We start from the raw sequence: 13370 nt of genomic DNA, 5'->3' as shown, positions 1-13370 counted from the left end.
GGCGCACACAGAATCTGTGACCACCTGTAATTATGCCAGAGACCTTCAAGAATTTTGCAGTTAGCTACAATAAAACTCCTATAACCATCCGAATTATCACACCTTAAAGAGTGGAATACGCGTGTCCAACATTTTTGGTTTGGAGCTCATCAACGAGCTCAAACACCATTTCCCCAGCTCACGGGCCACCCACGTCTCCACCTCCGAAGCCCAAGCGGCAGAATTTACGGCATGGTCCGAATGGATACACCCGGGGTTAGTTAATTCGCTTATCGACGAAGGCATCTCGCGACCCTATCGGCACCAAATTCAGTGTGCAGACGCTGCCTACTTCGGAAAAGACGTAGTCATAGCTACTGGCACCTCTTCTGGAAAATCCCTGGGATACCAGCTTCCTATCCTGACAACCCTGGCAAACGATCCCACCGCCTGCGCCATGTACATCACGCCTACCAAAGCGCTTGGCTCGGACCAACTCCATTCCATTCTCGAGCGGATCAAGGAGATCCCCGACCTATATGGAGTCCACCCGGCACCCTACGACGGTGACACCCCAACCGAGGCGAGGGCCGGTATCCGCGAACAAACTAGGTTCGTGTTCACCAACCCCGACATGCTGCACGCAGGAATTTTGGCGGCCCACCCACGCTGGGCGCGCCTGTTGCGACACCTAAAATACATAGTTGTCGACGAGTGTCACACCTACCGTGGCGTTTTTGGAGCCAATGTTGCGCTGGTTTTGCGTCGGCTTCTGCGCATTGCCAAAGCGTACGGTTCCGCCCCCGTTGTCATTTTTGCCTCAGCTACGGCCGCTGATCCTGCGGGTCAGGCGCGTAGGCTCAGTGGCCGAGATGTCCTGGCCGTCACAGCCGACACGGCACCTAAAGGCGAGCGCACCGTGGTGTTGTGGGAGCCAGGCTTCATTGAAGGAGCCGAGGGAGAACATGGCGCACCCGTGCGACGAGCTGCCACCAGCGAAGCCGCCGAGATTATGGCGATCTTGGTCCGCGAAGGTGCGCGCACCTTAACCTTTGTGCGTTCCCGGCGCGCTGCGGAAATCGTCGCTATGCGAGCCTCGGAGGAACTCGTCATTGCAGGGCGTGCCGATTTCGCGGGCCGGATTGCTTCCTATCGAGCCGGTTACCTGGCCGAAGATCGTCGCAAGTTGGAACGTCGCCTCGACGACGGCGATTTGTTGGGCATGGCCACCACGAATGCCCTTGAACTTGGCATCGACGTGGGCGGTCTTGATGCCGTAGTTATGGCGGGTTTTCCTGGCACCGTCGCTTCCTTTACCCAGCAGGCAGGCCGAACGGGTCGCCGTGGCCAAAGCTCGCTGGTGGTCATGGTTGCCCGCGATGAACCGATGGATACCTACCTGGTCAATCACCCCGAGGCACTGCTAGGAAAACCGGTAGAAAACAGCGTATTTAATCCCTCGAATCCTTATATTCTGCGTGGTCATGTTTATTGTGCTGCGGTGGAAAAGCCACTGAGCCAGGACGATATTGATCTCTTCCACGCCCAGGATGTGGTCGACGACCTGGTGGGACGCGGTTTTCTGCGCAAGCGGGCGAACGGCTGGTTTGCCGTGCCACAGTTGGAGGGCGACATCAGCCCCGAGACTGCGCATTCTTCCGTATCGATCCGCGGTGGCTCCGGCGAGCAGGTCATGATTGTGGACATCTCCGATGGCAGGCTCCTAGGAACCATCGACTCAGCACGCGCAGCCTCCCAAGTGCATACCGGTGCCGTCTACATCCACCAAGGCGAATACTTCGTCATCGAAGAACTCGACTTGGACAACTACATTGCCTTGGCGAAACCGGAAATGCCGGATTATTCCACGCAGGCACGTTCAACCACGGACATCAGCATCCTCGGCGAGGCCGAGCGATTGGTGAACTATTCCCCAGGACTCTGGGTAGCCAACGTGGATGTCGAGGTCACCGACCATGTCACGGGTTATGTGGTCAGGTTGTCGGACGGAACAATTAGCGATCACATCCCGCTGCAGCTGCCGGAGCAAACGCTGATCACCCGCGCGGTAGCCTACACCATCGACCCATTAGTTCTAGAGAAGATGGGCATCACCGCCGGAGAAATTCCAGGTGCGCTGCACGCGGCCGAACACGCTGCAATTGGCATCCTCCCCCTGCTGGCCACCTGCGATAGGTGGGATATTGGTGGTGTATCTACTGCTCTCCACCCAGATACCATGCTGCCCACGGTCTTTGTCTACGACGGTAATCCTGGCGGAGCGGGCTTTGCCGACGAAGGCTTCTCCCGATTCCATGAGTGGATGACCGCAACCTATGAAACCGTACGCTCCTGCGCGTGTGAGTCAGGGTGTCCTAGTTGTGTGCAATCGCCCAAGTGCGGCAACGGAAATCAGCCCTTGGACAAGCAGGCTGCTCTCAAGCTGCTGGGCGCATTGGTCACCATGACCGCGCAGCCAACTGCTTAGAGTGGGCCCGCTCGCGACTGAAAATCCGCTTGTCCAAGTCGCACCCTCACCACAACATCGACATCTTCTACCTCGCATTCTGTCACGCCGACCCCGTTGAGCTCAGCTGTTCGTCCAGCAGTTGTGCAGGGATCAAACCCCTCGTACAGTGCCGACGCCGCCGAAATCGCAGCGAGGTCTGCGGCCGTTCTGACTCGGTGCGTTGCAATGGTGTGCTGCGTGAGCCCAGCAATAGCAAGCAGCAAAGTTGCCAGCGCGACAATGATGCCCACGGAGGCAACAGTTGCATATCCGCGATCATCCGCAAGCACCTGTTTCATCGGTATTCCACGGGGTAGCTCGCCTGTGCAGTGACGCGACCGATAGCTGCTGGTTTCGTGACAGACACAGTAACAACGCCCTCCGCTTCGCTCACTGCAATGTCGGCGTTCGCGACCGAATAGTCCACTCCGATCGCATGTGCTCGTGCGGCTGCACCTGCGATATCTGTGGCGGCAATCTGTGCTGCCATGGTCGCACATGCTGCGACAATGGCAGCGGCAACGATCATGAGCGTAGCCAGCGACAAGGCGGCCTCCACTGTCACGGAACCACGCTCATCTCGAAGCTTCACCCTCAGCTCCTTTCTCCGTATTCTGCGTATTTTCATTGCACTCAGTTATCTTTAGAGTCAGCCTTAACCCGGTGTATTGGACAGCGCATCGGTGATGATGGACTCAATAGCTGAGGTCACTCCATTGCCGTTCACCACGAGGTACAGCACTGCTGCAAGTGCGGCAGCCGCTAAACTTCCCATGGCGTATTCGATTGTGCTCATCCCCTGGTCATTGTTGATCGCGCGGAGGCGTCGGGCCAGGTGAAGCTGGGTTTTGATTACGTATTTGGTCAGATTCATTGGTAGTTCTCCTTCAATCATTTGGTATGGGTCGGTGTTAAGGGGTCGGTCGGTTGGTCAGGGCATGAGTTCGCTTCCCAGGCTGATCACCACCGGGGCGAGGCCCAGGGCGAAAAAGGCCGGTAGGAAGCACAGCGCCAGTGGAATACTGATGAGAACCCCGGCGCGTTCTGCACGGGCGGTGGAGTTGTCGGCGGCATCGTCGTGAAGCGAGGTGGCGATGCGCGCGCAACCGTCGGCCAGACTGGCTCCCGAACTTGCGGAGAGCTTGACCAGTGCAGCAACGTCTTTGAGCCCAGGGATCTTTGCCAGTTCCTGCCAGACGGTGTCCGTTGTCGCACCTAAAGCGCTTAACGACGACGCCGTGCACCACGCGTGTGCGAGCATCCGAATAGTTGGTTCGGAACTTTCCTGCACACCCGCGTACGTTGCTGCGACGATATCTACCGCTGCAGAAATTGAGCGGCCCGCTCGCAGACAAGCAGAAAAGAGTTCGATGTCTGCAGCTATGCGGAAGTAATCCACCGGCCCATCTCGTGGTTTCTTCTTCGTCTGGCGGGTCGCAATATTCGGATCAACTCGCCCGGCTGGCAGGGGTACGGGTACGCACAGTGCCACGCCAAGGATGAGGAGGAAAGCTAGATTCATGATCGCGCCGCCCTTTCCATGATGAGGTCGGAGGAAATAATTCCAGCGCAGGTCAGGCCGGTTCCCACCAGAAGGAGCGCGCCACCGAGTTGCGTCGAGGTGAGAAAAGCAACCGGATTGGCGCCCATCAACATGCCCATGCCAACTCCTGCCAGCGGCAGAGCTGCGAGCACGATCGCAGTGGTTTTTGGTCCTGCCAATGCCGCGGTGGTAGCTCGTCTATGTCTGGTTGCTTTGTCCATCCGATCGCGGTTGTTTTCTAACAACGTGGCAATGGGCAATCCGTGTGACTCGGCGAGTGACCACATGGTGCCAAGCTGACGCAGCTCGCTGACCGTGGAATTGGCCAGTATCTCGGCTCCATTGCCACCGTGAGCCACATGATTGCTTAATTGGTTCAGCTCAGTGCGAACTTGTGCGTTGGTGTCTTCCGGCAGCTCCGCCAAGGCGTGGGCGCAGGCGTGCACGAGTGTTGCCCCGGCGCGAATATCGGCAAGCAGATGACCCAGGTAGTCAGCGACAAGGCTTTGGATCTGCTGTTCATTTTTCGCCCGCCGACCTTTGCTAACCACGAAAAGCACGGTGAGCGCGGCCAAACACCCAGAGACGACCACGAGGACTCGATCCGTAAGGACTACCGCGATGACCAGGCCAAAAGTACCTAGGCTGATCAGTACTCGTGGCGAGACTTGCCGTGTACGCGGGCCGACGCGCGCTGACACACCGCCGGGATAGACCAACACGGCTGAAGAGAGAAGCCAGAACATCCCAGTTACCCCAGAAAACCCAGTCACCATCACCATCACCCCTCCGCCATAGCTTGGAGATCCGCGAATGCATCCAGTGGTCCCCGGGAAGCCTCCCAGCACACTTCGGGAATAACGGGTACTCCGCGAAGCAGCCCGACTTGGTCGATAACGCGCTGTCCCCCGTGCGACCTCGCCATGACAATGACTACCTTGACTGCCGCCGCCAGTTGGGCGTGCAACGCTGTGGCGCCCAACCCGCCGAGTGCCCCGAGTGCCTCCATGCGTGCAGGTACCTCTGCCAGAGAGTTTGCGTGGACAGTACCCGCGCCACCCTCATGGCCCGTGTTAAGAGCCGCCAGCAAATCAACGACTTCTCTGCCTCTAATCTCGCCTACAACGATGCGGTCTGGGCGCATGCGCAACGACTGTTTTAGCAGGTCACTCATGGTGATCTCGCCCCTGCCTTCGGTGTTAGCGCCTCGGGTTGTCAAACTCACTAGATGTGGGTGCGGCGGGGAGAGCTCAAGGGTGTCTTCGATGGCGATGATGCGCTCGGACACTGGTACCTCCGCCAACAGGGCACCTAGCATGGTGGTCTTGCCAGTCCCGGTACCTCCAACGACGAGGAAAGATACCTTGTGTCGGACAAGACCAGAAAGCACACCTGCAAGTTCCGGTGGCACGGTCCCTTTGTCAATGAGCTGCGCCAACGACGTGGTCGCACTGCGCAGGATCCGCAACGACAGGCAGGTGCCATTAGCGGCGAGAGGAGCCAGCGCTGCATGGACTCGGATGATTGTTCCGTCCTCGCGGGTGAGGTGGCCATCGCAGAAAGGCTGCGCATCATCGAGTCGGCTGCCACATGCCGAGGCCAGGCGCGCCGCAAGCTTTCTTACCTCCTGTTCGTCGGAAAATTTCACTTCGGCAAGTTCGAGGCCGCCTCCCCTGTCTATGAACACTGAATCGGGGCCGTTGACACAGATATCGGTGACCCCTTCGATTCCAAGGAGTGATTCGAGCTGACCGATTCCAAAGGAGTCGTGCCGCAGTGTACGCATCACCTCAAGGACGTCTAGGTCGCTGATCACCACGGCTTCTTCGCGGATCAACGCCGCCAGTTTGGCGGGATCATGGCGAACTTGTTCATCGGCCAAGCGTTTGTGGATTTTCTCCATTACTTCCCTGTTGAGCGTCGCGGCAGTCACGCCGTACCTCCCCTACTCAGAGGCACTACGCCTGCCCGTGCATACACCGCTTGGGCAGCACGGTGCAGCCCCCGGGGCAGTTTTACGCCCAATCCGGACACCTCAATGGTCTTGGTCAGTCGCGCGATGGTGGGAATCTCCGCGCACACATCCGCGCCAGTGATGCGCTCGAGCTCGGAGACGGTCATTCCTGACCAGTCCCGATGCCGCGCAACGCAAAGCACGTCCAACGACGCGGCCCTGCACTCAGCCACGATGCGCGCGGCCGCTGCCGCTGCCCGGACCTCAAGCGGGACCATAACCACAACAAGGTCGCACCGCGCGGGAATGAGACCAGGCGGGGTGTCCACGAGCGTCAACCCGCTGGAGGATAAAGCGGACACGGCCCGGTCTAGGTCTTCGCGCCCGAGGGCGAGAGGCATGTTCACCTTGGTGCGCGCCGAAGTCAGTACCGCCACCCCGGACGTGGTGCTAGGTAGCGCCTGTCTTATATCGCCGCGGTGAATATCGCCCTCTCCGAAGGTGATTTCTCCCCACCGCGCGCCAATTTTCTCCTCAATTCCAAGAAGCAAATCCAACCCACCGGAATAGCGGTTTGCGTCGATGAGCACCGGCTCAGAGTTCTCAGCAGCGCTAAGGGCCAATGCCGCCACAAATGTGGAGCAACCCGCACCTCCTGCAGCAGCAGTCACCGCCAGTACGGTTCCGGCACCAGCAGTAGACGTGGAATCTATCGATCGCTGACCAATCGCGCCGAGTAACTCCCCGACCTGCGCAGGCAAGACAAACACTTCATCGGCATGCACTTTCATGGCAAGTTCAAAATCAATCGCGCCGGGATCTTCTGCAATAAAGTACCGCCCACCGCGACGCTGATTTCGCGGTAATTCGGGCGCGCGCGGGGCATCGATAAGTATGGCATGGGCGTTTGACGCATGGCGTTGGACCGTCGCAGCATCACGCGCGTCAATCACCGGTCGGCCAGTGGCTGCAGCGACGTGAATGGCTTCTGGATGCAAGGTGGGGCTGTCTACGGCGATCAGCACGGGAGCTGTCTCGGGTGTCATGCCCTGACTATCGCTGGTTCCAAAACTTTGCGCAGGTAGACCCATTTTTTCTGTGGATAACCCCGCTTTTAATGGTCGTGTCACTCAAAAACTGTGGATAAACCACAAAAAAGGGACGGTCCGCGCCTCGGGGGGTGTGCGCGGACCGTCCAATAACCCGGCCTCGGGGGGAGGACCGGAGCAGGCCGCACTGTATATCGGGGCCTTGCACGCCCGATTATTGCACAGTGCTTTAAATTTTGACAAGACCGCGTGTATCATCTCGGCGGCGATCTACGTGAGGTTTTTAACACACTGCGAAACTCAGCGTAGGAACCATCAGTCACGCACCCTCCAAGCCTCAAAACTAAGTCACAATATCCACTTGAGCCACTTAACTTTCACAGATGCATGGGGTTAGACTTAGCCCCATGACCCCTCAGGAGGCTCAGTCACATCTGCCAAACAGTCCCAGCACTGCTTTGGCGCGTCGTCCTGTCGCCGCGTTCTTCGATCTCGATAAAACTATTATCGCCACGTCCTCTGCTTTTGCTTTTGGCAAGGAGTTCATGAATAAGGGCTTGATCACCAAGCAGGAAGCACTTGAGCTCTACTTAGCCAAAACCTCCTACATGTTCACTGGTTTATCTAGCGAGCAAATGGACACCACCCGCGATCAGCTCACCAACATGGTCACTGGCTGGTCGGTCGCCGAGGTGCGTCGCATCACCGATGAGACAATGCACAACGTGGTAACTCCAGCGATATATTCCGAAGCTCGCGAACTCATTCAGTTCCACAAAGCCGCTGGTCACCACGTAATTATTATCTCGGCCTCCGCGAGCCACTTGGTGGAGCCCATCGCCGTGGAGCTGGGAGTCACGCGTATCGCCGCCACCGAACTTGAGGTCGTCGACGGCAAATTCACCGGTAACATCCTGCGCTACCTCAAGGGCGACGCGAAGGCCGATGCCATCACAGAGCTCGCCGAGGCCAACGGTTACGATCTGGCCAATAGTTACGCCTACTCCGATTCCGCAACGGATATCCCCATGTTGGAAAAGGTCGGGCACCCCGTCGCGGTCAATCCCGATCGCGCGATGAAGAAACACGCCCTAGAAAATGGCTGGGAGATCCGTACTTTCAAGCACCCCGAGCCCCTCATTCACACCCCCAACGCCAAAGAGGTGGGCATTGGCGCGGGTGTCATCGCAGGGATCACCGCGATCGCGGTGGGCGGGCTGTGGGTCGCACATAAGTTGCGTGACGGCAACAGCGCCTAGTCTTTATTTTCGCTTTACGACGATTAGGCTGCCCTGGCAATCCCATCAGCTTCGTCCCCGCCAGCGCTCCAGGCGCGCAACCCAAATTCGAGAGCAGTTGTGATGCCTGAAGTATCGCCCGACTTCCACAACTGCAGCGCTCGGGCATACTCGGATTTGTGGCGGTAATAATAGGTCTCAGGCACGGCAATCCCCAGCGGGTCCACGCCCGTGGCTAGTGCAGCACACCGGCTCGCAACGCGCCCCACAATCCCGCTGCGCGCACCGAAGAGCTCGCGGGAGGCTATCTCAAAGTGCACGACCTGGGCAAGCAACATCCCGTCGACATTGTCAGCGGTAATAATTCGGCTCAAAGCGTTAAGACGCGCGGAACCATCGGTGGCAACCGGAGTGCCATTACCGCCTGCAGCAACATCAAGGCGAGCGAGAATCTGCAGTGGAGCGCGCAAAAAGATCTGGGCAGTCTGGTGCGAAGATTCAGGAGAAAGTAGTGCATGTGGCCGAATAAAGTTCTCCGGAGACTCATCTACTGTGGTGTCTTCGAGCAGGGCTGAGAGTTTCGCTCCCCTGAGAACGGATTCCCCGACAATGACGTCGGCTCTTCGCAGCGCTGCTGGACGACGGTGTGCTCGAGCTATTGAGGCGGTAGCGTCGTCGATAAGCGATGCGACATTGCCCAGTCCGAGGTAGGGGGAAAGGGGACCTGGCAGACTCATATAGCCTAGAATAGCCACGGAGCTTCTAAAATTAACAAGCATTCTGAAAATCTTGGGACTATTGTGGTAAATCGACAATAAAATCATGAAATCCCCAGGGTTTTAATGGCCCACCGAGGAAGGTTAGAAACGTGAGCAAAAAAGGTCTTTACACCGACGGGACCGAATCCTTTTCGGCGAAGGTAAATTCCATTCCTTTGCGCGATACTGATTCCACCCGCCCAGGAGAAAACTCCATCGGTGAGCTGGTCTCCAAGGCTACTGAGCAAATGTCTACCCTCGTGCGCTCGGAGATCGAGCTAGCAAAGACCGAGATCGCTGGCGAGGTCAAAAAGGGTGCCATGGGCGGTGGCTTCTTCGGTGGCGCAGGCGTCATCGCAGCGTACTCCTCGTTCTTCTTTTTCTTCTTCCTCGCGGAACTCCTCGCCGTGTGGCTTGAGCGTTGGGCGGCATTCCTGATCGTCTTTTTGATCATGCTTGTTGTGGCTGCGGTCCTCGGATTCATGGGCTACCGCAAGGTCAAGGGCATTAAGAAGCCGAAGAAGACCATCGATTCTGTCGGAGAGCTCAAGACCTTGGTCCCAGGTAAGGCCACCGCCAACCTGGAGAAGAAGGATTCCCACCTTTACACCTAAAGGTTGGCCCCTTTATCTAATTGCACTGAAACGTCTGCCCTGAAGCAGACGTTTTCTTATGTTCTGCCCCATTAACCCCAACCGGAAGGGTATTCTGTGAGCGCCCAGCGCTATGCCACCAGCCCAGAAGTGGTGAAACTTGAAGGCGACTTCGAGCACCACATGGTTCATACCCGTGGCATTCGACTGCACGTCGCGGTAGCTGGCAAGCCCAGCGACCCCCTCGTTTTACTAATCCACGGCACCTTCGGCGGCTGGTTCGACTTCAAAGATGTCATCGCCCCGCTCGCGGCCGCAGGCTACCACGTCGCTGCCATGGATATGCGCGGCTACGGCATGAGCGATAAACCGCCCCAAACTCCCGGCGACGAGCTTCGCATTGCCACCGGCGACGTCGTCGGCGTGGTGTCCTCGCTGGGGCACTCCAAGGCGATCCTGGTCGGCCACGACACGGGTGGCACCGTCGCGTGGGCCTGCTCGACGCACTACCCAGACAGAGTCCAAGCCTTGGTCTCCGTCGCAGCCGCACACCCGACGGATTTGCGCGCAGCGGTGATCAGGCGTCCGTGGGATTTCATGCCTAATATCGCGCGCATCGCCATGGCCCAATTGCCCTCTCAGTTCCTCTCACGCCTGACAACGATGCGCAGACACACTTGGCGCAAAGTGTTGGAATTCGACACCTTGGCGCGGTTCCATGGCACAAAGAAGTTTCACGAAACCCTTGAGCTGCGCCTCAAAGCTGCCGACATCGGCCATGCCATGCCGTATATCGTGCACAACTCGCGGCTACTCACACCGCGCCTTCCCGTCACCTTCCAAAAGGACGCAAAGGTCACCGCCCCAACCCTGTTAATTCACCCGAAGCAGAAACTGTGGAACCCCATCGTGACAATGTCGCGTGAACGCGTCGATGCCCCCGTTGAAGAGCTAATTATCGACGAGGCGAAGAACCTTCCGCAGATCGAACAACCCGAGCGGTTTGTGGCTCACCTCGCCAACTATTTCAAAATTGCGCTGGCTTGATGCTTAATGCCTTAGCGGTTGACACACTGTTGAGTATCAACAGGTTGGGTCAGCGCGGTGAAATCGCCTACCTGGTCCAGCACCTCTCGTGCTGTCAGTGCGTACCCGGTACCCGTGGAATCTACCGAGGCACCGAAGACCACGCCAAGCACGTCTCCCTCGGTATTTAGCAGTGGACCACCTGAGTTACCTTGGCGAATGGTCCCGCGCACCGTGTACGCCTCGCGCTCAACGCGCCCAGAGGCATAGATGTCGGGACCTGCAATGGTGATGCGGTCGCGCACGCGCGCTGGTGCAGCCTCAAATGGACCTGATTCTGGATACCCCATCACCACTGCGTCGTCGCCTGTGGAAGCAACCTTCTCGGCGAACTGCAGTGGCTCGAGGCCAAGATCCGGAACGTGGAGAACCGCAATGTCGACGTCCGGGTTGTAATACACCACGGTCGCTTCCTTAGAGCCCAGCATGGTATCTAGTCCCACAGTCTCCGTACCAGCAACAACATGCGCGTTAGTAATAACGTAATCAGTATCAGCGACGAATCCCGAGCCCATGAGGTGACGAGAACAGACCTGCGCATCTCCACGAACGTGAACAACAGAGGGCTCTACTGCCTGAACCATTGTCTGGTCAACAGCATCTGCGTTTGGGGCATCGACTTGTTGCCCTGTACCTCCATCAAAAGGAGAAACCAGGGGCGGCAGGCCGGACTCGTCGAGAAGCGCTGCAAGTTGCGCGGGGATCTTTCCTGCCCACGCTGGAGCCACTTCGTTGATGCTGGTGAGAATTGACGACGAGCGGATCCCCTGCCCCAACGCACCGGGCACGCTTGATGCCAAAGGGATTGAAATGAGCCAGATTACCAAGGCTGAAGCAAGGGCTTGCAGCACGGCACCGACCGCTGAATCCAAGGTCTGAGCTGAGGCTTTTCTCATGCGATCGCGCACGTGCATGCCAATTGTGGCACCTGCAAGATTGCCGATGCCGACGAATAGGACAATGACCAGAAGCATCAGCAAGAGGCGCAAAAGCGTCGTATCAGCGAGGTCAACGACAAAGGGGGCAACGGCCAAGCCGATGATTAGGCCGGCGATGATGCCGATGGCAGAGAGGACTGACGAAAAAGCGCCTTGCCTCCATCCACCAACGAAGGCGGAGATGATCAGCAGAACGATGACAGCATCGATGATGAGGCTAGCGGTCACGGGGCGGGGCGATCCTTACTGGCTTGACAATTGTCCAAACAATTCTTAGGCAGAGCCTACTCGCTCACCACACAAAAATTGATATCTGCCCAAACATACCTTAAGACCTGTTAATCGTGACGCTCCCGGTTCCGTGAGCGCGCCAGCGCGTCCTCCAGGTCATAGATTCGCTCCGAGTGCCACGGAATATCCCATCCGCTAGCGGTGAACACGCCTGCCAGCAAAGCTGCAGTAAACCCCCACACAAGGTAGCCATTGATCTTGAAGGCTGGTCCCGTCCAATCGGCCCAACCCACCATCAACCGTGACTCCGGAGCAAGGAGCTCTTCAAGGCTGGCAACAAAGACATCATCTGTCTCGTCCTCGCTGGCGACCCAGGTCTTTGCCTCGGAGTGGTTATAAGCCACCACGGGATGCACGGGATAGCCGTTGCCACGTACCCTCACCGTATCCAACGTGGTCAAAGGGGTGACGGCATCCGGGTCCAGGCCGGTTTCTTCCCAGGCCTCGCGCAGAGCTGCGTCCACGGGGCCACGGTCCCCTGGATCAATCCGGCCCCCGGGGAAGGCCATTTGCCCAGAATGGGTCCTCATTGTGGGAGTGCGGTGCGTGAGTAAGATGCCCGCATCGCGTGGCAAGGTGGCACTTCCTCGGACACCGGAAAAGAGCATGAGCACGGCGGCTTCCTTCGTGCTCACCTTCGTGCTCACCCCCGCATCAGCATTTTCAGTGGTTTTGGTATTGCTGCGGGTGTATAAATTAGGCACCGCACCACCATTTTCGCGGTGGCGCGCCAAGGGTTCGAGCCACTGCGGCGCACGCTCAGGATTGACTGGAACATCTTGCTGGCCCACGATCATTCACGCTCCTTTTTACACAACGCTACTGACTGCTTGGTCGATCTCCTCTACCGAATCAAACGTCCGGGGGAAAAGACCGATCTGTTCTTCACCGCGAAACACCACGGTAATGGGGATAACGTTAGGAAGGCCCAGTGTTCCAGCAAACTTGTTGTCTGTGTCCTGATAGCTCGCAATGTCTACGCCGAGCTCCGTGAGCAAGTCAGCGCCGTAGCTTGCGTTAGTGTCGGCGTGCACGCCCACCACGGTGTAGTCAGGGTTCTCCTGAGCATACTGTTCGATCACAGGCAGCTCATCTTTACACGGGCCGCACCACCACGCCCACACGTTCACCACGGTGATGTGGTTCGGGTCTTGTGCAGCGCCACCATTCTCGCCGCCATTCTCGCCGCCAAGGCAAGGTAGCTCAACAGAACCTGCGCCTGTAGAAGGACAATTCGGGCGAGCGGAGACCTGCGAGGTTGTCGGAGCGGCCGCCTCCTGGCTCTCCTGGCCCGCAGTTGCTGCCCCAGAGGCGTTCTGGCCACCCGAGTTAGCCCCGTTGCTGTTAAAAACGCTCAAGGCGCCGGCGATGAGCAGCGCGGTGGCCGCTACGATGACAACCACGCTGACAATTAGGGTTTTCTTCATTGCTC

At 58.0% G+C, this 13370-nt stretch carries 15 protein-coding genes; 4 read left to right on the top strand and 11 right to left on the bottom strand.

Annotated elements, in window-relative coordinates:
- Positions 1 to 121 precede the first annotated feature (121 nt).
- The gene (locus ACXZ66_RS01905; RefSeq protein ID WP_458750116.1) at positions 122 to 2467 is read left to right on the top strand and encodes a DEAD/DEAH box helicase; all 2346 of its coding nucleotides are present in this window, start codon (positions 122 to 124) and stop codon (positions 2465 to 2467) included.
- Here the strand turns inward: ACXZ66_RS01905 and ACXZ66_RS01900 are convergent.
- The 7 genes from ACXZ66_RS01900 to ssd are packed head-to-tail and all read right to left on the bottom strand — an operon-like array spanning position 2464 to position 7031.
- Positions 2464 to 2787: an Rv3654c family TadE-like protein gene (locus tag ACXZ66_RS01900; protein ID WP_458750115.1), complete on the bottom strand. Its 324-nt coding sequence runs from the start codon at positions 2785 to 2787 to the stop codon at positions 2464 to 2466. The genes ACXZ66_RS01905 and ACXZ66_RS01900 overlap by 4 nt on opposite strands.
- The gene (locus ACXZ66_RS01895) at positions 2784 to 3116 is read right to left on the bottom strand and encodes a hypothetical protein (RefSeq protein WP_458750114.1); all 333 of its coding nucleotides are present in this window, start codon (positions 3114 to 3116) and stop codon (positions 2784 to 2786) included. Before ACXZ66_RS01895 ends, ACXZ66_RS01900 begins: the two co-directional genes overlap by 4 nt.
- 27 nt (positions 3117 to 3143) lie before the next feature.
- On the bottom strand, positions 3144 to 3362 hold the full coding sequence (locus ACXZ66_RS01890; protein ID WP_458750113.1) for a DUF4244 domain-containing protein: 219 nt from the start codon (positions 3360 to 3362) through the stop codon (positions 3144 to 3146).
- A 57-nt stretch (positions 3363 to 3419) separates the two neighbouring features.
- Positions 3420 to 4010 (bottom strand): type II secretion system F family protein, encoded by a 591-nt coding sequence (locus ACXZ66_RS01885; protein WP_458750112.1) that lies wholly within the window; start codon positions 4008 to 4010, stop codon positions 3420 to 3422.
- Entirely contained in the window at positions 4007 to 4807 is an 801-nt protein-coding gene (locus ACXZ66_RS01880; protein ID WP_458750111.1) for a type II secretion system F family protein, read from the bottom strand. Before ACXZ66_RS01880 ends, ACXZ66_RS01885 begins: the two co-directional genes overlap by 4 nt.
- Before the next feature lie 5 nt (positions 4808 to 4812).
- On the bottom strand, positions 4813 to 5934 hold the full coding sequence (locus ACXZ66_RS01875; protein WP_458751237.1) for a TadA family conjugal transfer-associated ATPase: 1122 nt from the start codon (positions 5932 to 5934) through the stop codon (positions 4813 to 4815).
- A gap of 26 nt (positions 5935 to 5960) precedes the next feature.
- A complete protein-coding gene (gene ssd, locus ACXZ66_RS01870) occupies positions 5961 to 7031 on the bottom strand; it encodes a septum site-determining protein Ssd (RefSeq protein ID WP_458750110.1) in 1071 nt (356 codons plus the stop codon).
- Positions 7032 to 7441: 410 nt separating this feature from the next.
- On the opposite strand from ssd, the gene ACXZ66_RS01865 reads away from it, so the two are divergent.
- A complete protein-coding gene (locus ACXZ66_RS01865) occupies positions 7442 to 8293 on the top strand; it encodes an HAD family hydrolase (protein ID WP_458750108.1) in 852 nt (283 codons plus the stop codon).
- A gap of 23 nt (positions 8294 to 8316) precedes the next feature.
- Here the strand turns inward: ACXZ66_RS01865 and ACXZ66_RS01860 are convergent, their stop codons facing one another.
- The gene (locus tag ACXZ66_RS01860) at positions 8317 to 9009 is read right to left on the bottom strand and encodes a hypothetical protein (RefSeq protein WP_458750106.1); all 693 of its coding nucleotides are present in this window, start codon (positions 9007 to 9009) and stop codon (positions 8317 to 8319) included.
- A 131-nt stretch (positions 9010 to 9140) separates the two neighbouring features.
- Between ACXZ66_RS01860 and ACXZ66_RS01855 the strand changes: the two genes are divergently transcribed.
- Together ACXZ66_RS01855 and ACXZ66_RS01850 are read left to right on the top strand one after the other, a co-directional pair.
- On the top strand, positions 9141 to 9644 hold the full coding sequence (locus ACXZ66_RS01855; RefSeq protein WP_458750105.1) for a phage holin family protein: 504 nt from the start codon (positions 9141 to 9143) through the stop codon (positions 9642 to 9644).
- Between the two features lie 96 nt (positions 9645 to 9740).
- Complete coding sequence (locus ACXZ66_RS01850) at positions 9741 to 10670, top strand: alpha/beta fold hydrolase (protein ID WP_458750103.1); 930 nt, start codon at positions 9741 to 9743, stop codon at positions 10668 to 10670.
- An 11-nt stretch (positions 10671 to 10681) separates the two neighbouring features.
- Here the strand turns inward: ACXZ66_RS01850 and ACXZ66_RS01845 are convergent, their stop codons facing one another.
- From ACXZ66_RS01845 to ACXZ66_RS01835, 3 genes are all read right to left on the bottom strand, one after another.
- Complete coding sequence (locus ACXZ66_RS01845; RefSeq protein WP_458750101.1) at positions 10682 to 11875, bottom strand: MarP family serine protease; 1194 nt, start codon at positions 11873 to 11875, stop codon at positions 10682 to 10684.
- Positions 11876 to 11985: 110 nt separating this feature from the next.
- A complete protein-coding gene (locus ACXZ66_RS01840; protein ID WP_458750100.1) occupies positions 11986 to 12729 on the bottom strand; it encodes an NUDIX hydrolase in 744 nt (247 codons plus the stop codon).
- 18 nt (positions 12730 to 12747) lie between these two features.
- On the bottom strand, positions 12748 to 13365 hold the full coding sequence (locus tag ACXZ66_RS01835) for a TlpA family protein disulfide reductase (protein ID WP_458750098.1): 618 nt from the start codon (positions 13363 to 13365) through the stop codon (positions 12748 to 12750).
- Positions 13366 to 13370 lie beyond the last annotated feature (5 nt).

This window comes from Corynebacterium sp. S7 (genome assembly GCF_054401105.1).
The sequence above is the reverse complement of the archived record's forward strand: the minus strand, read 5'-3'. Positions and strand labels throughout refer to the sequence as shown.